Raw genomic sequence first — 20534 nt, 5'->3', positions numbered from 1 at the left:
GTAGGCGGGGGCTAAAGAAGGCAGCCCTCCCGCCGAAATGCAGCAAGTGAAGTTGTTGCCTCTGCTCTCCAGCCGTTTTGTCGCGCTGTCCAGTTTCCGTGCCCAGGCCTTGCTGGTGTTCGGAGGCTTGCTGCTGGGCCTGACGGCTGCGCTGGCCTTGGTGATCCACCTGTTCATCGCCCGCCAGGCCGTGCGGGATCAGGGGCAATTGTTGCGCGCGCAGTCATCCGGCACGGCGGTGATGCTGGCCGAAGGTCTCTACGAGCGCATGCGCGAAGTTGACCTGCTGGCCTCGTCGGTGGCCCTCACGCAGGGTGCGCAGCACGCCATTGACAGCAGAAGCTGGCGGCCCGTTCTGGAAAAAATGCAAGAAACCCGGCCGCAGTTCGCCTGGCTGGGCGTGACCGATGCCAAGGGCATCGTCAAGGTGTCCGCCGGTGGCCTGCTCGAGGGCAAGGATGTGTCGGCCCGCCCCTGGTTCCAGGCCGGCCTGAAAGGCCCCACAGCGGGTGACGTGCATCCGGCCAAACTGCTGGAAAAGCTGCTCCCGGCCCAGGTTGACAACGAGCCCTGGCGCTTCATCGATTTCTCGGCGCCCTTGATCGACCAGGGCGGCCAGGTTGTCGGCGTGCTGGGCGTGCACGGCAGTTGGCGCTGGGCCCAAGATGTCATCGACGCCCTGATGCCAAGGGGCTCTCAGGTGGAGGGCCTGGAGGTGTTCATCCTCGACAAGGATGGGCACATCATCCATCAACCCAAGGGCCTGGCTGCTTCCAACAACCCCATGACTCTGCCCTCCGGGCTGGCGCAGGCTCCGGCCGTGGTGGCCTGGCCCGGTGGCGCGGAGTACCTTACGGCCGTATCCCGGGTGCCTGCACGCAATGCCCTGACGGACCTGGGCTGGAGCGTGGTCGTGAGGCAGCCGCCGGCCGTGGCGCTCAAGCTGGCAGTGCGCGTGCAGCGCATGGTGATTGCCGGCGGTGTGCTGGCAGGTGTGCTGGGGCTGTGGATGGTGTGGTGGCTGGCCGGACGGCTCAACCGCCCGCTGGTGGAGATGGCCAAGGCGGCAGATCGCATTGCGGGTGGCGAGCGCGGTGTGAGGATGGGCCGCCATGGCAGTGTGGCCGAACTGAGGCAGGTGTCGGCGGCGGTGGACCACATGACGCATGAACTGCTGCAGCGCGAGCAGGCCCTCGTGGCCTCACGCGATGACCTGGAGCGCATGGTCAACGAGCGCACCGCTGCGCTGCGGGCCAGCAACGCCGAACTGGCGCGTGCCAATGCCGAACTGGACAGCCTGTCCCGGCAGGATGCCTTGACCAAGCTGCCCAACCGGCGCGCGGCCGACGAGCGCCTGGTGCATGAACTGGCCCGGCACCGCCGCAACCGCAGCCCGCTGACCCTGATGGTGGTGGACATCGACCACTTCAAGAAGATCAACGACACCCATGGCCATGGTGTGGGTGACGACGTGCTGGCCGAGGTGGCGCGTCGCATGGCCGTGACCTGCCGGGCATCCGACTTCGCCGCCCGTCTGGGTGGCGAGGAGTTCCTGCTGATCCTGCCCGAAACCGACCGCCAAGGCGGTGAGGAACTGGGGCGCAAGGTGCTCGACTGGGTGGCGTCGATGCCGGTCGGCCCCGTGGCGCGCGTCACGATCAGCATCGGCCTGGTCAGTGTGGTGCCCACCGGTGAGATGACACCGGGCCCCCTGATCGAGGCGGCCGACCAAGCGCTCTACCGCGCCAAGGATGGCGGCCGCAACCGTGTCGAGGTGGGAGAACTCGTTACCCACGCTTGATGCATCGCCTGCTGGGCGGTGTTCAAGGTTTGCTGATCTGCCCAGGCTTGGGGGTTGCTGACCGGGGGGGGCGTGCGCTCAGGTAGGCCCCCAGCGACACCAGCCCCAAACCCGCGACCAACCAGACCGTGAGCGGTTCATCCAGCAAGGGCACGGCGCCCAGCCCGGCCAGCACGGGCACCAGGGCCACCAGGGCGCCGGTGCGTTCCGCCCCCAGGATCTGCACGGCCCGCAGGAACATGATCATCGCGATGATGGTGGGCCCCAGGCCTTGGTACAGGCCCTGCAGCACCAGCATGGACATGGGTACTTGGTCGAGGTGGCGGGGCAGCCAGAACCAGTACACGGGCAGGTAGACCAGCGCCGAGGCGATCGCCACGAAACGCGTCAGCAACCAGGGATCGAAGTTCCACTTCTTGACCAGCACGCTGTACGCGGCCCAGGCCACCGAGGCACACAGAATCAGCGCGTCGCCCATCAGGGTGCTGGCATCGCCATGGGTGCCGGTGATCTGGGGGATGGCCACGCAGGCCACGCCCAGCGCGATGGGCAGCAGGCCCCACAGGCGCTGTCGATCAGGGCGGGAGCCCAGCATCACCCAGGCCAGGGCCGTCACCAGGAAGGGTTGCATGCCGGGCAGCAGGATGCCTCCATGCGCCGCGGGCGCCAGCTTGAAGCCAGCGTAGATGAAGGCCAGGAAGATGATGCCGCCCACCCAGGCCAGGATCCACAGGCGCGGGTTGCGCCAGGTGCCGGGCGGCAGCTTGAGCGAGAAGGGCAGCAGGAACAGGGCTGCCGTGCCCAGCCGCAGCGCGACGATGTCCCAGCCGGTCAGGGCGGTCTTGCCGCCCAGGCGTGAGATGAGGATGAAACCGGCCCAGATCACGACGGTGGTCAAGGCGGCGACATAGCCCTGCATCAGGGACGGTGAGCGGACATTGGACGACATGGGCCGCCAGTCTAGCGGCCCGTCGCCGTGTCTGCTGGTCTGTGGGTTAGCGCGCGGCTTGCTGCTGCGCGCCGTGCGCCACGGCCACCGCCGTCATGTTGACGATGCGGCGCACCGTGGCCGAGGGCGACAGGATGTGCACCGGTGCGGCCGCACCCAGCAGGATCGGGCCCACGGTCACGCCCTGGCTGCCCGTCATCTTGAGCACGTTGAACAGGATGTTGGCGGCGTCCAGGTTCGGGCAGATCAGGATGTTGGCCGTGCCATCCAGCGTGGAGTTGGGCAGCAGCTTGCTGCGCACCGATTCGCTCAGGGCGGCATCGGCCTGCATCTCGCCATCGGCGGGCACATCGGGCATGCGCTGCACGAACAGGTCGCGGGCCTGGCGCATCTTGCGGGCGGAGGGGCGCGTGCTGGAGCCGAACATCGAGTGCGACAGGAAGGCCACGCGCGGCGGCAGGCCGAAGCGTCGCACCTCTTCCACCGCCATCACGGCGATGTCGGCCAATTGCTCGGCCGTCGGGTCTTCGTTGACGAAGGTGTCGGCAATGAACAGCGAGTACTGGTCCAGGATCAGCGCGTTCAGGGCGGCCAGGCCGTGGGCCTGCGGGCGCACGCCGATCACCTCGCGGATCTGCTCCAGGTGCAGGTCGTAGCGGCCGATCACGCCGCAGATCATGCCGTCGGCGTCGCCCATGTGCACCATCAGGGTGGCGATGAGTGAGTTGGAGCGGCGCACCACCACCTTGGCCAGTTCGGGCGAGATGCCGTCGCGGGCGCGCAGGGCGTGGTAGGCGTCGTAGTACTGCTTGAAGCGGTCGTCCTTGCCGGGGTTGACCACCTCGCAGTTCACGCCGGGCTGCAGCCGCAGGCCGGCGCGCTCGATGCGCGTGGCGATCACGTCGGGGCGGCCCACCAGGATGGGCTTGGCGATGCCTTCGTCCACGGCCACCTGGGCGGCACGCAGCACGCGCTCGTCTTCGCCCTCGGCGTAGGCGATGCGCTTGGGCGCGGCCTTGGCGGCCAGGAACACCGGGCGCATGAACAGGCCCGTGTTGGTCACGAAGCGCGACAGCGATTCGCGGTAGGCGGCCAGATCGGCGATGGGGCGCGTGGCCACGCCGGAGGCTTCAGCAGCTTCGGCCACGGCCGGCGCGATGCGCAGGATCAGGCGCGAGTCAAACGGCGTCGGGATCAGGTAGTCAGGCCCGAAGCGCAGTTCGCGGCCGGGGTAGGCGGCGGCCACCTCATCGCTGGTCTCGGCCTTGGCCAGGTCGGCGATCTGGCGCACGCAGGCCAGCTTCATGGCCTCGGTGATCTTGGTGGCGCCGCAATCGAGCGCGCCACGGAAGATGTACGGAAAGCACAGGACGTTGTTGACTTGGTTCGGGTAGTCCGAGCGGCCGGTGGCGATGATGCAGTCCGGGCGGGCGGCCTTGGCCAGCTCGGGGCGGATCTCGGGCTCGGGATTGGCCAGCGCCAGGATGATGGGCTGCGTGCCCATGGTCTTGACCATCTCGGCCGTGAGCGTGCCGGCGGCGGAACAACCCAGGAACACATCGGCGCCATTGACGGCATCGGCCAGCGTGCGGCCGTTGGTGGGCTGCGCGTAGCGGCGCTTGGAGTCATCGAGCTTGTCGGTGCGCTCGGTGTGGATCAGGCCCTTCGAATCGCACACGAACACGTTCTCGCGCTTGACGCCCAGGCCGACCATCAAATCAAGGCAGGCGATGGCGGCGGCACCAGCGCCCGACACGGCGATCTTCACCTCGCCGATCTGCTTGCCGACCAGCTCCAGCCCGTTCAGCAGGGCGGCGCTGGAAATGATGGCCGTGCCGTGCTGGTCGTCATGGAAGACGGGAATGTTGACGCGCTCGGTGAGCTTTTTCTCGATGTAAAAACACTCGGGCGCCTTGATGTCTTCAAGGTTGATGCCACCCAGCGTGGGCTCCAGCGCCGCGATGATGTCGACCAGCTTGTCGGGATCGCGCTCGGCCAGTTCGATGTCGAACACGTCGACACCGGCGAACTTCTTGAACAGGCAGCCCTTGCCTTCCATCACCGGCTTGGAGGCCAGCGGGCCGATGTCGCCCAGGCCCAGCACGGCCGTGCCGTTGGTGATCACGCCGACCAGGTTGCCCCGCGATGTGAAATCGGCCGCCAGGTTCGGGTCTTCTTCAATGGCCAGGCAGGGGTAGGCCACCCCGGGTGAGTACGCCAGCGACAGGTCGCGCTGGTTGGTCAGAGGCTTGGTGGGTGTGACCGCGATCTTGCCCCGGTTGGGCGAGCGGTGGTAGTCCAGCGCGGCGTCGCGCAGGGCTTGTTCGGCATCTGACAGAGGCTTGGAATCACTCATGACGGCAAATACAAGCGCCAACGGCGCTTTCAGAACCCGGGGGGCGTCATGGTACGCCAACTGCAAGTGCATTCCCACAGGGTGTGACCCCTGCACGTTTCGCCCCCTCACTGAGGGGGCCCTAGGGTCCACGCGTACTCAAGTGGGCGCACCCGGCACCGACAATCACTGCATACAGCAGTATTTCCATTCATGAGCTTGCTCCATCCCCTGAGGGAGTCGTGGTCGGCTCGCTGGCGTCCCCGCTGGGAAGCCGCACGCAACGCCGTCACCTCCCGAGAATCCGTCGATGGCCCGCAGGCCGCTCATTTCCGTGCGATGCAGATCACGGCGGTGCGACGGCTGTTTCCGCTCGTGATCCTGGGCAATGTCGTCAACACGGTGGCCATCACGGCCACCTTCTGGGGGCGCATCGACACGTTCTGGCTGGCCCTGTGGTCGCTGGTGGTCGTGCTCGGCCTGGGCGTGGCGCAGGTCTGGTGGGGGAGTTTCGTGCGCCGCAGCGCGCAGGGGCGGGCCACGGCCTCGCCCAAGGCCTTGCGCACGCTCACCATCCACGTGGCCCTCTACGCTGCTGTCTGGATGGCTGTGCCCGTGACTGTTTTCCCAAGTGCAGACCATACCGGCGAGATGCTGCTGGGCACGGTCACCGTGGGCATGCTGTGCGCGGGCGGGTTCATCCTGTCGGCCCACGTGATGGCGGCCTGTGCCTATGTGCTGATCATGTCGCTGGGCTCGGTGCTGGCGCTGATGATGTCGCACTACAGTTCGCAGTGGTCCCTGGTGACGCTGCTGCTGGTGTATGCCGGCACGATCACCGCCATGGTGGTGGCCAGTGCCCGCGTCTACATGAGCCGCCTGCGCGCCGAGGCCGAGACCGAACGCCAGGCCCAACTGATCGATTTGCTGCTGCGTGACTTTGAAGAGCACGCCAGCGACTGGCTGTGGGAAACCGGCCTGTTGGGCCAGTTGCGCCACGTGTCGGCACGCCAGGCCCAGGCGCTGGCCCTGCGCCCCGGTTCACTGATGCAGGTGTCCTTCCTGGATCTGCTGGAGGCCCGGCTGCCGCCCGATCTGCCGGAGGCCAGCGAGGCCCATGCGCGGCTCAGGGGCTGCATGCAGCAATGGCAGGCCTTCCGGGATCTGGAGATGCCGGTGGTGGTGGCCGGCGAGCTGCGTTGGTGGTCGCTCACGGCCAAGCCATTGGTCGATGAGCGCGGTGCGCCGGCCGGCTGGCGCGGCGTGGGCTCGGACATCACCGAGGCCCGCCGGGCCCGCGATGAACTGGCCCGCCTGGCCAATGTGGATGCCCTGACCGGGCTGGCCAACCGCCACCGCTTCGGGCGTGAGCTGTCGCGCCTGCGCGATGTCGCATCGGCGCCGTCGGCCTCCTGTGCCTTGCTGTTCCTGGATCTGGACAACTTCAAGAACATCAACGATTCCCTGGGCCACGCCGTGGGCGATCAGTTGCTGCGCTGCGTGGGTGACCGCCTGTGCGGCATCGCCCCCGAAGGCTCCGTGCTGGCCCGCCTGGGCGGTGACGAGTTCGCGCTGCTGCTGTGGGCGCAGACCGATCCGCTGGCCGTGGACACCCTGTGCCGCCACATGCTGGAGATGCTGAGTGAGCCCTACCAGCTCGAGGACGTGCGGGTGGAGGTGCGTGCCAGCATCGGCGTCGCGCTGGCCCCGCGCGATGGCTCCGACCCCGAATCTCTGCTTAAGTGCGCCGATCTGGCTCTGTATGCCGCCAAGGCCGGCGGGCGCAACACCTACCGCTTCTTCGACAGCGCCATGGCTGAGAACGCCCGCGCCCGCGTGCGGTTGCAGCATGAGCTGGGCGTGGCGCTGGCCAAGGAGCAGTTCGCGGTGTACTACCAGCCGCAGTACCACCTGACCACGCGCGAAGTGATCGGCTTCGAGGCCCTGGTGCGCTGGCAGCACTCCGAGCGCGGCCTGATCGGCCCGGGCGAGTTTATCCCCGTGGCCGAGGAAACCGGACAGATCGTGCCCCTGGGCACCTGGGTATTGCGCCAGGCCTGCCGCGATGCCGTGCACTGGCCGGCGCACCTGCGTGTGTCGGTCAACCTGTCGGCGGTGCAGTTTCGCAGTTCATCGGTGGTCGATGTGGTCGACATGGCCCTGGCCGACAGCGGCCTGCCGCCCGAGCGCCTGGAGTTGGAGGTGACCGAGTCGGCCCTGATCGAGGACCACGAAGGGGCCCAGTCCACCCTGATGGCGCTGCGCAGCCGCGGCATCCGCGTGGCGCTGGACGATTTCGGCACGGGCTACTCCTCGCTGGCCTACCTGCGCCGCTTCCCGATGGACAAGCTCAAGATCGACGGCATGTTCGTGCGTTCGCTCGACAGCGACCAGGATGCGCAGGCCGTGGTCACCGCCATCATCCGCCTGGCCAAGGCCCTGCGCCTGGACACCACGGCCGAAGGCGTCGAGACCAAGGAACAGATGGTGATGCTCAAGGCGCTGGGCTGCGACGACGTGCAGGGCTACCTGATCTCGCGGCCCATGCCGGCAGCCCAGGTCCAGCCCTATCTGGCCCGCAGCGCCGAGGCTCTGGCGCCCGCCTGATCGAGGGGCTTGGCCCCCTGATCAGACACCGAGCCGCCACAGGGCGGTGGTACATTGCCTGTCGATAGACCGGCCGCGCGGGGAGGCCCCGGGCGGAGATCAACAGTTTTTAGACGCGAGGATCTTTCGTTATGAAGTGGATGCGCAATGTGGTGCGGGCCCTGATGGCCTGGATGTTGATGGCGATGGTGCAGGCGCATGCCGCACCCACGGGCGACTATGTGCTCGGCCCGGGCGACGTCCTCAAGATTTCGGTCTACCAGAACCCGGACCTGACCCTGGAGACGCGCATCTCCGAGAGCGGTGTGATCTCGTACCCGCTGCTGGGCAACGTCAAGATCGGTGGTTTGTCGGTGGCTGCGGCTGAGAAGAAGCTCGGCGACGGCCTGCGCGAAGGTAATTTTCTGAAACAACCGCAAGTGTCCATCTTGGTGGCCATCGTCAAGGGTAACCAGGTGTCGGTGCTGGGCGCGGTGAACCGCCCGGGTCGTTACCCGCTGGAGTCGCCCAACACCCGCCTGAGTGAAGCCCTGGCCAACGCTGGCGGCACCATGGTGGGTTCTGGCTCTGACACCGTGATCGTGACCGGCCTGCGCAATGGTCGGACCTTCCGCAAGGAAGTGGACTTCCCCATGGTGTTCGCGCCCACCAATCCGGTCGAGGACATCATCCTGCAGAACGGCGACACGGTCTATGTGGACCGCGTGCCCATGATCTATGTGTATGGTGAAGTGCAGCGCCCCGGTACCGTCCGCCTCGAGCGCGACATGACCCTGACCCAGGCCCTTGCATCGGCCAGCGGCCTGACCCTGCGTGGTACCGAGAAGGGCATCAAGGTGCACCGTCGCCAGGCTGATGGCTCGATCAAGATCGTGCAGCCCGGCATGAACGACACGCTCCAGAAGGACGACGTGGTCTACGTGCGCGAGAGCCTGTTCTGATCCACTGATCAGGTCGCATCAAAAAAGCCCGGCGCCTTGCGGCCCGGGCTTTTTGCTTGTTGGGCCTGGCCCGCGGCTCAGTTCTTCTTTTCCCAGGCCGCCGCGTAGAAACCGTCGGTGTGATGGCGGTTGGGCCACAGGCGCAGGTGGCCCAGCGGGGTGGTCAGATCGCCCGCGTTCTCCACGCCGGCCTGCTCCAGCACCTGTTTGGCATCCACCGGCACCAGGTCAGGGAACTGCTCGCTGAAAGCCGCGGCGATCTGCTCGTTCTCGTCGGTCAGCAGGCTGCAGGTGGCGTACACCAGACGGCCACCCGGCTTGAGCAGGCGCTGTGCGCTGGCCAGGATGGCCTGCTGCTTGGCCTGCAACTCGTCGATGGCCTTGGGGCTCTGGCGCCACTTCAGATCGGGGTTGCGGCGCAGCGTGCCCAGGCCGGAGCAGGGTGCATCGACCAGCACGCGGTCGATCTTGCCGGACAGGCGCTTGATGCGCTCGTCGCGTTCGTGCGCGATCTGCGTGGAGTACACGTTGGACAAGCCGCTGCGGGCCAGGCGGGGCTTGAGCGCCTCCAGCCGGTGGCCAGAGACATCGAAGGCGTACAGCCGGCCGGTGTTGCGCATCATGCCGCCCAGGGCCAGGGTCTTGCCGCCGGCACCCGCGCAGAAATCAACCACCATCTCGCCGCGCTTGGCGCCGGTCAGCAGGGTCAGCAACTGGCTGCCTTCATCCTGCACCTCGACATCGCCGCCGGTGTACAGCGGCAGCTTCTGCAGCGCAGGCTTGCCATCGATGCGGATGCCCCAGGGCGAGTAGGGCGTGACACGGGCCTCGATGTCGGCCTCGGCCAAGGCGGCCAGCACGGCGTCGCGCTTGGCCTTGACGGCGTTGACGCGCAGGTCCAGTGGCGCACCCGCTGACATGGTGTCGATCAGGGCCCAGAACTGGGCCGTGCCGGCTTCGTCAGTGCCGAACTGATCGCGCAGGCGGTTGGCGATCCAGTCAGGCAGGTTGTGGCGCAGCTTGTCGGGCAGGGTGCTGCGGTCGATCTTCGCGACACGATCCAGCCAGGCTTGCTCGTCCACCGTGGCGCCCAGCTTGAGCACGTGGGGCAGGCCTTGCCAGGCCAGCAGCGTGAGGCGCCGGTCCATCGGGCCGTGGCCGGATTGGGCCAGGTGCTGGTAGAGCAGCTTCTGGCGCAGCACGGCATAGGCCGTCTCGGCCAGGGCGTGGCGTTCGCGCTGGCCGAGCGACTTGTTCTTGCGGAAAAAGTAGGAAACGATGCTGTCGGCCGGGGCGTCCAGCTTGAGGACCTCACGCAGCAGGCCGCCGGTCAGGTCGAGAAGGGCTTGGGGATGCATGGGCGGGATTATCTCGCGTGCCCTTCATGGGGGCCAGCGGATGGTGATCGAGTCAAGTCGGACCGCGTTTGAAACAGGGTGTGGCAGGTGGCGCTGATGGACCGATCACGCACCTGCCTGGAGTCCTAGGATCCATTCCTTGTGCAGTTTTTACGGGGGAAGTGATGTTTCAGAAGACGTTGAGATCGACGGGGCCCACCGCCAAGGCCGCCAAGGCCGCCAAGGCCGCCTTGGCGGCCGTGCTGTGCGGAGCCCTGCTCAGTGCATGCGGTGACGGAGACGATCCCGCGGCGCCAGCCCCCACCTCTCCTACGTCGGACACGACGCCGAATGCATTCAGCTTCACGGCCCGGCCCTATGTGTCGGTCAGCGCCGCCACGGAATCGAACGTCATCACCGTGCAGGGCGTCGATGCGGCCACGGCCATCACCGTGGCCGGGGGCGAGTACCAGATCGACGGTAGCGCGTGGACGCTGGTGTCGGGCACGGTCACGAATGGCCAGACCGTGCGGGTGCGGCACACCAGTGCCAGCGCGCATTCGACGCTGACCACCACGACCCTGAGCATCGGCGGTGTGAGCGCGGCGTTCGACACCACCACGGTGCCCACCAGCTACGTGGCCCAGGGCGGCCTGCTCTGGACGCCGGACAACAACGTGCTGAATTGGAACGATGCGGACTCCTACTGTTCCAGCACCACGATCCAGGGCATGACCGGCTGGCGCCTGCCATCGGTGTCTGAGCTGCAGAGCCTGCAGTCGTCCGGGGCGGCCCTCGGTCAGGGATGGGGGCTGGCCGGGATATGGTCTTCCAACTGGGCAGGGACAGGGCTCCACAAGTTCGTGGCCATGGTCAACGGCAACGCCGGAGACTACAACGACAACTCCTCAGTGTCGTTTACCTGCGTGCACGCGATCTGACCGATCTGAGGCCTGAGCTGTGGCGGCCACCCGCGTGGCCGGCCCGGCCTCGCGTTCCCATTCCGGTGGCGCCCACAGGTGCTTGAGGCGCTGGTGCCAGGGGCCGGGGCGGGCCATGTCGCGCAGCATGTGCACCCACTCGTGCAGGGTCAGCCACAGCACGTTGTAGCCCTTGGGCTGGCGCACCAGGCCGTAATCCACGGGCTCGTTCTCTTCCACGAAGGTGCCGAACAGCCGGTCGAAGATGATCAGCGTGCCACCATAGTTCTTGTCGATGTAGACCGGGTTGCGGCCGTGGTGCGCGCGGTGGTGCGAGGGCGTGTTGAAGATGAACTCGATGGGGCGCGGCAGCTTGCCCACCCACTGCGTGTGCACGAAGAACTGGTAGCCCAGGTTCAGTGACAAGGCGCACAGCACCCAGCGCGGCTCGAAGCCCAGCCACACCATGGGCGTGTAGAACAGCCAGTTGCCCGCGAAGCTGTAGAGCCAACTCTGGCGCATGGCGGTGGTGAAGTTCATGTGCTCCGAACCATGGTGCACCACGTGCGCGCACCAGAACCAGCGGATGCGGTGGCTGGCGCGGTGGAACCAGTAGTAGCAGAACTCCACGCCCAGGTAGAGGGCCGCGAAGGACCACGGCGTGATCTCGACCGTCAGCCACCGATGGCGGTAGACCCAGTCCATCGCCGGGATCACGGCGAACACCACGATCACCACGTCCAGCAGCATGTAAGCGCCGCCCAGGTTCATGCTGGCCATCGAATCACGCAGGTCGTAGACCCCGGCGTTTCTCGTCTTGTGAAATCGCCACCATTCCAGCAGCACCACCCCGATGAACAGGGGGGACAGCAGCAACAGCAGTGCATCGCGCAGATCCAGGTGCGCCAGCCAGGCGGGCAGGGCCTGCACGGCACTGGCGGGCAGCCAGGTGCTCATCAGCAGCGTGGGGTGCAAGGCGGTGTGATCCATGCTGCCATGGTGCGCCGGCAGGGCGGAATTGGCTTGACGCGCGCGTCCAATTTCTTGACGGATCACGCCAAGAGCGAGCCCCCACCCCCGCGAAAACTCCCGATGGCAAGGGGCTTCGCGCCGCGTCATCATGTTCGCTTGCCGTTCCCATCCGCTGTGTCTCATGCCCATGGCCGAGCCCGTGTCCCGCGTTGCCGCGACCTATGTGCGCCTGCTGTATGACTACCTGCAGGCGCAGGACATCGACCCCGAGCGATTGCTCGGGGCATCGCCGCCGGTTGATCAACATTTCGTGCCCTTGCCCGAGTGGCAGGCCATGCTGACGCGCGTGCAGGCCATGGAGGGGCGTCCGGCCTTGGGCCTGCGCATCGCCGCGGGCATCGGGCCGCGGCACTTCGGCGTGGTGGGTTATGCGGCCCTGGCCTGTGCCACGCTGGCCGATGCGCTGCTGCGCATGGAGCGTTATCACGTGTCGGTGTACGACGTGAACCCTGCCGTGGTGCGCCATGTGTCCGAAGGCATCAGCATCGAGTGGGGTGTGTCGCGTGGCCGACCCGGCGCGCTGGTCGATGAGACGGCCATTGCCTCGCTGGTGCAACTGGCACGAGACATGACCGGCCGCTACTGGCCCGTGGCCGAGGTGAGCTTCGTCAACCCCCGGCCTGACGATGTCCGGCCTTATGAAGATTTCTTCGGCGGTGTAGTGCGCTTTGGTGAGCCGATGACACGGTTGCTGATCTCGCCCGAGGCGCTGGCGCTGCCCTTGCGCAAATCCGATCCCGCCTTGCTGGCGCTGATGGACCAGCAGGCCGAGCAACTGCTGGCCCGCGTGGCGGCCGTACCGGCCGAGGTCGAGGCCTGGCGTCGCACGCTGGTGGTGCTGATCCGCGAGGGGCGGCCTTCGCTGGCCGATCTGGCCCGGGCGCATCACGTCAGCGCCCGCAGCCTGCAGCGCCGCCTGGCCGAGCGTGGCCTGGGCTTCCAGCGCCTGCTTGATGACACCCGGCAGCATCTGGCCGAGGCCTATCTGCGCGAGCCGGGCCTGGAGCTGGCCGAGATCGCGCTGCTGCTGGGCTTTTCCGAGCAGAGCGCCTTCACCCGGGCCTTCCGGCAGTGGACCGGGTTGGCGCCGGCGCAGTGGCGCAAGCAGGCGCGTGCGTCTGCGGGCACGGGGGCCAGCACTGGTGCGCTCCAAGGCCCCCTGCCATGAGCGCGGTGCTGCTGCCGCAGGCACCCGCCAGTGTGCTCACGCCTGAAGGCCTGCCCGCCACAGGGCGCTACCAGGGCCGCATTGCGCAGCTCGACTGGACGGGCCTGGCCGATGCCCGCCAACGCTCCGGCTGGTGGCGGATGCTGCGCCACAAGCGCTGGCAGTACCTGGGCATCGGCTCGTCGCGCCTGTTCATTGGGCTGGCCATCGTCGATCTGGGCTGGGGCTGCACGGCGTTTGCCTACCTGTTCGACCGCGCTCAGGCGCGGCTGCTGGCCGACTGGTCGCAGGATGGCGTCAAGGGCCTGTCCGGTGCGGTGTCGCCGGCCCCCGTGGGCCACAGCTGGGCCCACTTCAAGGGCCCAGGGGCCCGGCTGGCCTGGCGGCATGACGACGCGGGTGATTGCCTGGCCGTGCAGGTGCGCGTGGCCGGGCTTGAACTCGAATGCACCATCGCGCTGGCCGATGCTGCCCCTTTCCTGCTGGCGGTTGGCCCGATCGGCCAGCCAGGCGATGGCCTGGCCCATGCCACGCAGAAGACCTCGGCATTGGCCGTGAGTGGCTGGGCCCGTTCAGGCGATCAGCACTTCGATCTGCACGATGCCGTCGCCAGCCTGGACAGCTCGCATGGCCTGCTGGCCCACCGTACGGCCTGGCAGTGGGCCTGTGCCCATCGCCATGGGCTGGGCTTCAATCTTCAGGCGGGCTATTTCGGCGCGCATGAGAATGCCTTGTGGCTTGATGGCCAGCTCATCCCGCTGGGGGCGGCGCGCTTCGATTTCGACCCGGCCGATCCCTTGGCCCCGTGGCGCGTGCGCACGGACGATGGCCTGCTCGACCTCGACTTCCAGCCCGAAGGCGCCCGTGGTGAGCGCCGCAACCTGGGCCTGGTGGCCAGCCGCTACGTGCAGCCGGTGGGCACCTTCAGTGGCTACGTCAAGCCCGCGCCGGGGGCTGATCCCCGCCCGGTGCACGGCCTGCTGGGTGTGACCGAGGACCACAGTTCTCGCTGGTGAGCGCTTCGCCTGGCGGCAGGCCGCGCGCCTCGCGGATCAGTCGCTTGCTGAGCTGTACGAACTGGATGCCGTAGTCCTCTTCGCCGCATTCGCCCAGCGTGTGCCCATCGAAGCCTACCACGGCCGAGCGCCCGAAGTGGCAGCGCACCCCGTCGAATCCGGCCGCGTTGGCCACCGCCACATAGCTGTGCCGCGCACGGGCCAGGACTTGCGGCGTCGGGGCGGCATCGGGCTTGCCAGGGCAGCCTACGATCAGCTCGGGCTGGCCGTCCGGGCCCTCATCTGCAGCGTCGCCATCGTCGGGGGCGAGCATCACGGTCATGCCCTTGGGGCCTGGGCAGACACCGGGCCTGCCATCCTGGCCGGCCTGATGGGTCTGCACGATATCGCCCCGGTCGTTCATCAGGATCAGGGTGTTGCCCGGTGACTGATCCGGGCGGGCCGCCGCATGCGTGGCGGTGAGCGAGAACACGCCCCACACGCCCGCGTTGCGGCAGGCGCGGGCCAGCACGGCGGTTTCATCGCCCGGGATGCCCCGTGCCACGTGCACGGCGTCTGCGCCATCGTGCAGCAGCCCATGGATGCTGTACGCCGGGAAGATCACCAGGTCCAGCCCGGGCAGACCCAGCTTGAGCCCTTCGATCATCTGGCGGATCTTGTTGGCGTTGGCCAGCACCTCGAGCTGGGTGCGCAGTCTGGGCATGCGGTAGTTCACGACCGCGACGCCGACGGCATCGTCGTCGCGGGCCGTCGTGTCGTTGTGGTGCGCGGCCTGTCTCCTTCGGCTCTCCATGGGCCCGAGGATGTAAGCGCGCGCCCACAGCGGCAATACGTCGATTGACGTATGACGCCGCGCGCGTCAGTGGCGTCAGGCCAGGCTCGCCTTGTCCAGCCCGAAGGCCTTGTCATGGATGCCGGGCGCCGTCTGGAAAGCCACGTTGGCACGGTTCCAGGCGTTGATGGCCATCACCTGGAAGGTCAGGTCCGACAGCTCCTTCTCGCTGAACTGGGCGAGGGCGGCCTCGTAGTCGGCATCGGGCACGCCGTGCTCGGGGATGCGGGTCAGCACTTCCGTCCAGGCCAGGGCGGCGCGTTCGCGGGGCTCGAACAGCTGCGATTCGCGCCACACGGCGCGCTCGCCGTTCATGCCCTCTATGCGTGTGAGGCCGCCGGTTTGTGACACCTGCTCTCGAAGTTGTTGCCTCAGGGGTGTGAACCTGATCCGTGCCGACGTGCCTGCAGATCGCCCGGCAGGGTGCGCACCAGGCGGGCCAGCACAGGGTTGCCCGCTTTTCCAGTGAACACGATGACCACCTGCGTGCCCGCTGCGGCACTGCCAAATGGTGTGAGCACCTTGCTGTGCTTGAAATGCCGGGCCTGCCGGGCCAGCCGCTCATGTTGCTGCGTGGCCGTTGCTTCATCGCGGTAGTCCAGCAGCACGATACCGATATCAGGTGTTGCGCCGGCATCGGTGGGTGGCAGCAGGAAGGTCCATCCTTCAATGCGGCGTGCGGTGGACAGCAGCCGCTTGTCCAGGTGCCGGGCCACAAGGCGCCTCGCCTCGGTTTGTTCCATCGGGGTGGCCACAGGCGCCGTGGTCTGGGTGCTGTGCGCGCCTTGTGCCTGCAGTGAAGCCTGCACGTCGGGCAATGCCAGGGGGGCTGCGGGGCTCACACTGCACCACAGCGTGCCCAGCAGCGCCAACCCGGCGAACGCGAACCGCAGCGGCATCTCAAGGCGCCTTTTCCAGCGGGGGGCGCACGGCCGCTTCGTAGGTGATGGACATCCGGCCCGAGCGACCGATCTCGTGCAGCTTGTCGTTGCGCGAACTGGCTTTGGAGCCGGACAGGGCGATCAGCAGGTCATTGAACTTGATGAACCCTGTCTTGCCCATGATTTCGATGCAGCCGATGGTGGCGAACACCTCCTCAGGCGTGTCCGGGCCATCGTGGATCAGGAAGTTGTCGTACACCTGCCAGGCACCGTTCTCGGGGGAGTTCGCACTGTGCACGGTGTAGGACGGTATCCAGGCCTTGATCACATGCCTTTGTCTGTCGGCCAGGCCAACCACCGAGGCCTTTTTGCCATCCTTGCTTTGCACGCCGAAACGCAGCACCTGGAAGGATCTGGTGACGCTGGCGCCCGCATCGTCCGTTCCCTCCACGGTGCAGTTGTAGATCGGCACCATGTAGAAGCCCAGATCGGTGCCTGCCGGGTAGGCCCAGGTCACCTGCTTGCCCAAGGGCGTGCCGCCCACCACGATCTTGATGAGGCGTATACGGTGCGCCGCGGGGCTCGTCAGCGCGCTGCGGCTGAGCACACGTTCTCGGGTGGCTGGCACGACACTGGGCATGCTCGGCTCCTGTGTTTTGTCTGTCAGCCACTCTAGCCTGACCTGGGCGCCATGGGAAGCCTGTACCAGGTCAGGCATTCAGAAGCGCCACCCCCAGGGCCTGGGCCAGCCGGGCCAGCTTGAAGGGGTTGCGCTGTACCAGGATGCGTGTGATGCGCTGGCCGTCTGTTTCATAGGCCTGGGCCGATTCCAGCTTGCCCTCGATGAAGCGCAGCAGGCCCCACTGGCCATTGAGGCCGACCACCTCCACGCGCACGCCGTCTTCGCCATGGCGCAGTACGCCGGCGTAGAACCGCTGGGCGATGCGTTGGGCGCCCTCCAGCGGCTTGGGGAAGCTGGGCACGTAGCAGCCACCATCGCTGATCAGTTGGGCATCCTCGCTGAGCAGACCGCTCAGGCCCGAGAAATCGCCCTTGGCCATGCCTGGGCGAAGTCCGACAGCAGGCGGCGGTGTACGTCCTGCGGCACGTCGTAGCGGGGGCGCTCTTCGCGCAGTTGTGTCTTGGCCCGGCTCACGAACTGGCGGCAGGCGGCCTCGCTCTTGCCCAGCAGGCCGGCGACGTCGGCGTAATCCGCATCGAACACCTCGCGCATCAGAAAAGCGGAAAAGCGGCGCGGGCCTCAGGGGTCAGGCGTTCAAGCACGCGCAGGAAGGCGATCGACAGGTCATCGGCGCGTTCGAGCATGTCCGCGGGGTTGCTGGCCGGCTCGATCAGTTCGGGCTCGGCAGCCAAAAGCCCGTGTAGTGCTCGCGTTGTACCTTGGCCGAGCGCAGCCGGTCGATGGCCAGGCGCGTGGCCACTGTCACCAGCCAGGCCTCGGCGTGGTCGGGCGCCATGGGCTCGGCCTCGTGCCAGCGCAGCCAGGTGTCCTGCACCACCTATTCGGCCTCGGCCGGTGAGCCCAGCATGCTCACCACGGCTTGCCCGTTGGTTTCCGTGACCTTGCCGATGAGCAAGGCCGAGTTCAAGTCAAACAGCACGTCGTTCTTTACCTTGCCGGGCTCGTGCGTGAACCGGTTGTCGGCGGCTGCCTCTTCGCACCATTGCCGGACGGAAATCTCCGCAAGGCCTTGCTGGTACTGCTGCCGCCGCTGCGGGTTTCTGTGTCGAAGTTGGGGTCGGCACCGTGCGCCAGCAGGGCTTCGACCAACGGCCTGTTGCCATTGAAGGTGGCCCAGAACAGCGCCCGGTTGTTCGGCGGCCCGATGCTTCTGGGCGACCGAAAATTGTGGTTGACGTCCAGCCCACGCTTGACCAGCAGGCCCAGGATCTCGGCCGGGTTGGTCCGGTTCCTGGCTGATGGGGCTTCCCGGGGGCGCATGGTTGTTGATCGTGACCGGGGAGTGGTCGCCCGTGGTGCTGCCTGATCCGTGGCCGGAGGTCGACGCGTCCCCGCTTTGCCGTGCCGCCTGGGTGCCGAAATAGCCCGCAATGGCCAGAATTTCGGAGACAAGCGTCACCTATTTGCCGATTGGCTTCATGTCGAGTTCCCCTGTGCTGCGCCGAGAGTCGGCCGCCATTTTTGAAATGCCCGACGAATTTGGCGCGTTCTCTTTGAGAAACAAGGTGTGGTGTGGTGGCGTGCAGATGCCATCTGCCGTTGGACAATAGCGCCATGTGGACCGAGATCATCCAGGCCGACCTGGGCCATCCCGAGCATGCCGACGCTGTCGTGGCCTTGCTCGACCTCTATGCGCGCGACGAGATGGGCGGTGGCCAGCCGCTGTCCGACCACACGCGCCGCAACTTGGTGCCCGAGTTGCGCAAGCGCCCTGGCGTGCACGTGGTGCTGGCCTTCGCGGGTGAAGAGCCCGCCGGCCTGGCCATCTGCATGGAGGGCTTTTCCACCTTCGCGTGCGAGCCGCTGCTCAACCTGCACGACATCGTGGTGGCGCCTGCCCACCGAGGCCGCGGCGTGAGCAAGCAACTGCTGGCCGAGGTGGAGCGCATCGCCCGCGAGCGCGGCTGCTGCAAGGTCACGCTGGAAGTGCTGGAGGGCAACGCTCTGGCGCAGTCAGCCTACCGCCGAGCGGGCTTCGAGGGCTACCAGCTCGATCCGCGCATGGGCCGTGCGCTGTTCTGGCAGAAGAAGCTGTAGCCGGGCCCGGCTTCAATCCGGCTTGCAGCCACCCTGCTTCATCCGGGATTCAATCTCGATGATGCGGCGGTAGGCGTCCTGCACGATGCCAGATGCATCCTGGTTGCTATGCCTGCTGTGCCTCAAGGCAGCGTTGCGCTGGCCGAACTGGAAGGCTCTGTCTTCGTTGAGCTTCTTGCAGTCCACCGGAGGGACATACCGGTCCGCCAGGTTGGGCCGACGAAGGTCCGGGCCTGACGACCTGGATGAGCGGGTCTGGGATTTCTCCTTGTCCGCCTGACGCCTTGCATCGGCGATCTGCTGCGCCGTAGGCCCGGCGGAGATGGCGACCTCTTTGCCTTGGTGACGGCAGGGCGCCGACTGGTAGACCGTCTTTCCATCCTCGGTGCACTTGAAGACGGACTGCCCATGGGATGCCCATGAGGCAAGCAATAGGCCGATGCCCACGGCCCATGTTCTCGCTGATGCCAAGCTGCCCCCCCCCGGTTGTTGATTTGTTGTGCATCGAGTGTAGTCCGATGCGTGGGGGGCGGCAGGCCAGGGGATGCCCCTGCATGGCAGGCAGCGGATCAGCCCACCTGGGTGCCCACCCACCATGTGGTGCCGCCCGCGTCGGTGAAGCCGCCGCGCTTGTCCTCGTCATCCTTCTACACGGGTTCCTGTACGCTCACGGCGCCAGCCTGCAACGCCCGCTGGTAGGTGGCGTCCACATCGGGCACGGTTCCCAGTTCTCCACCGCATCGGCCAGCATCAGCACCGTGTCGTCGATGCGGACCTCTGCGTGGCGCAACCTGCCGTCTTCCCCTGGCACGATGCGCAGGTGCTCGGCGTCGAACACTGCCACCAGGAAGTCGACCGTGGAGGCGGCGCCGTTGACCAGCAGGTAGGGCGCCACAGAGGTGTAGCCCTCGGGCTTGAAGGGGGTGGGTGGCATGGTGCTTACCTTTCGCACAGTTCCTTGAGCAGGGCCAGGGCTTTGGGGTAGGTGTCGTGCATGTACTGCTCGTAGTCGGGGATGGTGTCCATCGTCACTGTCAGCAAGGTGCCCTGCGGCGTGTCGGTGAAGCGGTAGTTCTCGAAGGCCGGTGTCATGGCCTTGACCTTGTCGCTGGTGGTGTCCTCCACGCCCTTGTCGATCATGCCGATGTGCTGGATGGACACATAGGTGTGGAGCTGGTTCTCGGCGATGATGGCGATCGTCCCGTGGCCCGAGGGCGTGCCGAAACGGATACGGGCGCCCTTGTCCCAGCTGCCCTCGTAGGTCGAGCCTTCGCAGAAGGCGGCCGTCCAGGCCTGGTAGGTGTCCAGTTTGAGCATGGTGTCCCACACGCGGGCGCGCGGGGCGTTGATCGTGGTCTCGAAGGTGAGTGTCTTCATGAGGGGCTCCTGGTGGTGGCGCCCGGAACGATTCCGGATCCTGCAAGCTCTCGACGATCGGCGATGGCCTGATTCGACACCTTAACCCCACCAGAAAATCCTTGGCGCCTGCCTCAAGGTGTCAGCGTTTGTGTCAGCCGTTGTAGAAGTACAGGACCAGCCTGTGCTGCGGGCTGACGACGATCATGCCGACACGGCCCTGGGCGTAGTAGCTTCCGAGGCTGTTGACGATGGCGTTGGCCTGTTGGTGCAGCCTGGAGTCGATCTCGATGCAGCACGCGTACTTGTGGACGTAGTCATGGACATCCAGGGTGCTGGCCCCGTCCTTCAACGTCCAGCCATCAACACCGGGCTTGACGGGCGTGGCCTTCCACTGCGCGTATCGGCCACGCCAATCGCCTGAGCTTTGGTCGGCGTTCGGCGGCATCGTCTCGAAAAAGGCCATGCCGAGTTGCGTGATCTGCACGGCCACCCCCCTCTGTCAGGATAGATGTCGCGTCGAATGATGTGATGATTTATAGGTTCTTGGGGCAGATGAGGTCTTGAATGCCGAGGTATTCACAAGAGAAGAAGGATTACGCGCTGTCGCTGATGAGCC

General features: G+C 66.7%; 19 protein-coding genes and 2 pseudogenes. 7 read left to right on the top strand and 14 right to left on the bottom strand.

Annotated elements, in window-relative coordinates; genetic code table 11:
* Nucleotides 1-46: 46 nt before the first annotated feature.
* Nucleotides 47-1801, top strand: coding sequence for a sensor domain-containing diguanylate cyclase (locus WAQ08_RS15425; protein WP_422192674.1), 1755 nt, complete (start codon nt 47-49; stop codon nt 1799-1801).
* Between the two features lie 22 nt (nt 1802-1823).
* Here WAQ08_RS15425 and WAQ08_RS15420 read toward each other — a convergent pair whose 3' ends face one another.
* On the bottom strand, nt 1824-2750 hold the full coding sequence (locus tag WAQ08_RS15420) for a DMT family transporter (protein WP_422192672.1): 927 nt from the start codon (nt 2748-2750) through the stop codon (nt 1824-1826).
* Between the two features lie 46 nt (nt 2751-2796).
* Nucleotides 2797-5106 (bottom strand): NADP-dependent malic enzyme, encoded by a 2310-nt coding sequence (locus WAQ08_RS15415; RefSeq protein ID WP_422192670.1) that lies wholly within the window; start codon nt 5104-5106, stop codon nt 2797-2799.
* A gap of 192 nt (nt 5107-5298) precedes the next feature.
* Here WAQ08_RS15415 and WAQ08_RS15410 point away from each other — a divergent pair, with 192 nt between their 5' ends.
* Both WAQ08_RS15410 and epsE read left to right on the top strand, forming a co-directional pair.
* Nucleotides 5299-7692 carry a putative bifunctional diguanylate cyclase/phosphodiesterase gene (locus WAQ08_RS15410; RefSeq protein WP_422192668.1) on the top strand — a complete coding sequence of 798 codons (2394 nt, stop codon included), beginning with the start codon at nt 5299-5301 and terminating at the stop codon, nt 7690-7692.
* A gap of 131 nt (nt 7693-7823) precedes the next feature.
* A complete protein-coding gene (epsE, locus tag WAQ08_RS15405) occupies nt 7824-8633 on the top strand; it encodes a polysaccharide export protein EpsE (RefSeq protein ID WP_422192666.1) in 810 nt (269 codons plus the stop codon).
* A 77-nt stretch (nt 8634-8710) separates the two neighbouring features.
* Here the strand turns inward: epsE and WAQ08_RS15400 are convergent, their stop codons facing one another.
* Nucleotides 8711-9991 carry an RsmB/NOP family class I SAM-dependent RNA methyltransferase gene (locus tag WAQ08_RS15400; RefSeq protein WP_422192663.1) on the bottom strand — a complete coding sequence of 427 codons (1281 nt, stop codon included), beginning with the start codon at nt 9989-9991 and terminating at the stop codon, nt 8711-8713.
* Nucleotides 9992-10155: 164 nt separating this feature from the next.
* Here WAQ08_RS15400 and WAQ08_RS15395 point away from each other — a divergent pair, with 164 nt between their 5' ends.
* Complete coding sequence (locus WAQ08_RS15395) at nt 10156-10911, top strand: hypothetical protein (protein WP_422192661.1); 756 nt, start codon at nt 10156-10158, stop codon at nt 10909-10911.
* Here the strand turns inward: WAQ08_RS15395 and WAQ08_RS15390 are convergent.
* Nucleotides 10879-11880 (bottom strand): sterol desaturase family protein, encoded by a 1002-nt coding sequence (locus WAQ08_RS15390; protein WP_422192659.1) that lies wholly within the window; start codon nt 11878-11880, stop codon nt 10879-10881. The two genes, WAQ08_RS15395 and WAQ08_RS15390, sit on opposite strands and share 33 nt — an antisense overlap.
* A 163-nt stretch (nt 11881-12043) precedes the next feature.
* Between WAQ08_RS15390 and WAQ08_RS15385 the strand changes: the two genes are divergently transcribed.
* Nucleotides 12044-13090 (top strand): AraC family transcriptional regulator, encoded by a 1047-nt coding sequence (locus WAQ08_RS15385; RefSeq protein ID WP_422192657.1) that lies wholly within the window; start codon nt 12044-12046, stop codon nt 13088-13090.
* Nucleotides 13087-14106: a DUF2804 domain-containing protein gene (locus WAQ08_RS15380; RefSeq protein ID WP_422192656.1), complete on the top strand. Its 1020-nt coding sequence runs from the start codon at nt 13087-13089 to the stop codon at nt 14104-14106. Before WAQ08_RS15385 ends, WAQ08_RS15380 begins: the two co-directional genes overlap by 4 nt.
* Here the strand turns inward: WAQ08_RS15380 and WAQ08_RS15375 are convergent.
* The 6 genes and pseudogenes from WAQ08_RS15375 to WAQ08_RS15350 all read right to left on the bottom strand — a co-directional run bounded on the left by WAQ08_RS15375 (nt 14027) and on the right by WAQ08_RS15350 (nt 17782).
* Nucleotides 14027-14899, bottom strand: a complete 873-nt coding sequence (locus tag WAQ08_RS15375) for a nitrilase-related carbon-nitrogen hydrolase (RefSeq protein ID WP_422192654.1) — start codon at nt 14897-14899, stop codon at nt 14027-14029. The two genes, WAQ08_RS15380 and WAQ08_RS15375, sit on opposite strands and share 80 nt — an antisense overlap.
* Before the next feature lie 75 nt (nt 14900-14974).
* Nucleotides 14975-15238, bottom strand: a pseudogene (locus tag WAQ08_RS15370) (carboxymuconolactone decarboxylase family protein); the annotation flags it as partial.
* A gap of 71 nt (nt 15239-15309) precedes the next feature.
* Nucleotides 15310-15837 carry a hypothetical protein gene (locus WAQ08_RS15365; protein WP_422192653.1) on the bottom strand — a complete coding sequence of 176 codons (528 nt, stop codon included), beginning with the start codon at nt 15835-15837 and terminating at the stop codon, nt 15310-15312.
* 1 nt (nt 15838) lies between these two features.
* A complete protein-coding gene (locus WAQ08_RS15360; RefSeq protein ID WP_422192651.1) occupies nt 15839-16459 on the bottom strand; it encodes a hypothetical protein in 621 nt (206 codons plus the stop codon).
* A 70-nt stretch (nt 16460-16529) separates the two neighbouring features.
* A pseudogene (locus tag WAQ08_RS15355) lies at nt 16530-17369 on the bottom strand (sigma factor); the annotation flags it as partial.
* An 80-nt stretch (nt 17370-17449) separates the two neighbouring features.
* On the bottom strand, nt 17450-17782 hold the full coding sequence (locus WAQ08_RS15350) for a hypothetical protein (RefSeq protein ID WP_422192650.1): 333 nt from the start codon (nt 17780-17782) through the stop codon (nt 17450-17452).
* Between the two features lie 294 nt (nt 17783-18076).
* On the opposite strand from WAQ08_RS15350, the gene WAQ08_RS15345 reads away from it, so the two are divergent.
* Nucleotides 18077-18559: a GNAT family N-acetyltransferase gene (locus WAQ08_RS15345; protein ID WP_422192648.1), complete on the top strand. Its 483-nt coding sequence runs from the start codon at nt 18077-18079 to the stop codon at nt 18557-18559.
* Nucleotides 18560-18571: 12 nt separating this feature from the next.
* Here WAQ08_RS15345 and WAQ08_RS15340 read toward each other — a convergent pair whose 3' ends face one another.
* The 4 genes from WAQ08_RS15340 to WAQ08_RS15325 all read right to left on the bottom strand — a co-directional run bounded on the left by WAQ08_RS15340 (nt 18572) and on the right by WAQ08_RS15325 (nt 20402).
* Entirely contained in the window at nt 18572-19006 is a 435-nt protein-coding gene (locus WAQ08_RS15340) for a DUF4124 domain-containing protein (protein ID WP_422192646.1), read from the bottom strand.
* 220 nt (nt 19007-19226) lie between these two features.
* Nucleotides 19227-19493 carry a hypothetical protein gene (locus tag WAQ08_RS15335; RefSeq protein ID WP_422192644.1) on the bottom strand — a complete coding sequence of 89 codons (267 nt, stop codon included), beginning with the start codon at nt 19491-19493 and terminating at the stop codon, nt 19227-19229.
* Nucleotides 19494-19498: 5 nt separating this feature from the next.
* Complete coding sequence (locus WAQ08_RS15330) at nt 19499-19936, bottom strand: SRPBCC family protein (RefSeq protein ID WP_422192642.1); 438 nt, start codon at nt 19934-19936, stop codon at nt 19499-19501.
* A gap of 133 nt (nt 19937-20069) precedes the next feature.
* Nucleotides 20070-20402 carry a hypothetical protein gene (locus tag WAQ08_RS15325; protein ID WP_422192641.1) on the bottom strand — a complete coding sequence of 111 codons (333 nt, stop codon included), beginning with the start codon at nt 20400-20402 and terminating at the stop codon, nt 20070-20072.
* Nucleotides 20403-20534 lie beyond the last annotated feature (132 nt).

Origin of the sequence: Aquabacterium sp., from assembly GCF_049274795.1 — a bacterium.
Taxonomy (GTDB): domain Bacteria; phylum Pseudomonadota; class Gammaproteobacteria; order Burkholderiales; family Burkholderiaceae_C; genus Aquabacterium.
The sequence above is the reverse complement of the archived record's forward strand: the minus strand, read 5'-3'. Positions and strand labels throughout refer to the sequence as shown.

Coding starts and splice junctions, on each gene's coding strand:
- WAQ08_RS15375 (WP_422192654.1), bottom strand. CDS start 14,899: ATGGAGAGCCGAAGGAGACAGGCCGCGCACCACAACGACACGACGGCC.
- WAQ08_RS15390 (WP_422192659.1), bottom strand. CDS start 11,880: ATGGATCACACCGCCTTGCACCCCACGCTGCTGATGAGCACCTGGCTG.
- WAQ08_RS15365 (WP_422192653.1), bottom strand. CDS start 15,837: ATGCCGCTGCGGTTCGCGTTCGCCGGGTTGGCGCTGCTGGGCACGCTG.
- WAQ08_RS15410 (WP_422192668.1), top strand. CDS start 5,299: ATGAGCTTGCTCCATCCCCTGAGGGAGTCGTGGTCGGCTCGCTGGCGT.
- WAQ08_RS15350 (WP_422192650.1), bottom strand. CDS start 17,782: ATGCGCCCCCGGGAAGCCCCATCAGCCAGGAACCGGACCAACCCGGCC.
- WAQ08_RS15380 (WP_422192656.1), top strand. CDS start 13,087: ATGAGCGCGGTGCTGCTGCCGCAGGCACCCGCCAGTGTGCTCACGCCT.
- WAQ08_RS15415 (WP_422192670.1), bottom strand. CDS start 5,106: ATGAGTGATTCCAAGCCTCTGTCAGATGCCGAACAAGCCCTGCGCGAC.
- epsE (WP_422192666.1), top strand. CDS start 7,824: ATGAAGTGGATGCGCAATGTGGTGCGGGCCCTGATGGCCTGGATGTTG.
- WAQ08_RS15335 (WP_422192644.1), bottom strand. CDS start 19,493: ATGCCACCCACCCCCTTCAAGCCCGAGGGCTACACCTCTGTGGCGCCC.
- WAQ08_RS15345 (WP_422192648.1), top strand. CDS start 18,077: ATGTGGACCGAGATCATCCAGGCCGACCTGGGCCATCCCGAGCATGCC.
- WAQ08_RS15360 (WP_422192651.1), bottom strand. CDS start 16,459: ATGCCCAGTGTCGTGCCAGCCACCCGAGAACGTGTGCTCAGCCGCAGC.
- WAQ08_RS15400 (WP_422192663.1), bottom strand. CDS start 9,991: ATGCATCCCCAAGCCCTTCTCGACCTGACCGGCGGCCTGCTGCGTGAG.
- WAQ08_RS15395 (WP_422192661.1), top strand. CDS start 10,156: ATGTTTCAGAAGACGTTGAGATCGACGGGGCCCACCGCCAAGGCCGCC.
- WAQ08_RS15330 (WP_422192642.1), bottom strand. CDS start 19,936: ATGAAGACACTCACCTTCGAGACCACGATCAACGCCCCGCGCGCCCGC.
- WAQ08_RS15385 (WP_422192657.1), top strand. CDS start 12,044: ATGCCCATGGCCGAGCCCGTGTCCCGCGTTGCCGCGACCTATGTGCGC.
- WAQ08_RS15420 (WP_422192672.1), bottom strand. CDS start 2,750: ATGTCGTCCAATGTCCGCTCACCGTCCCTGATGCAGGGCTATGTCGCC.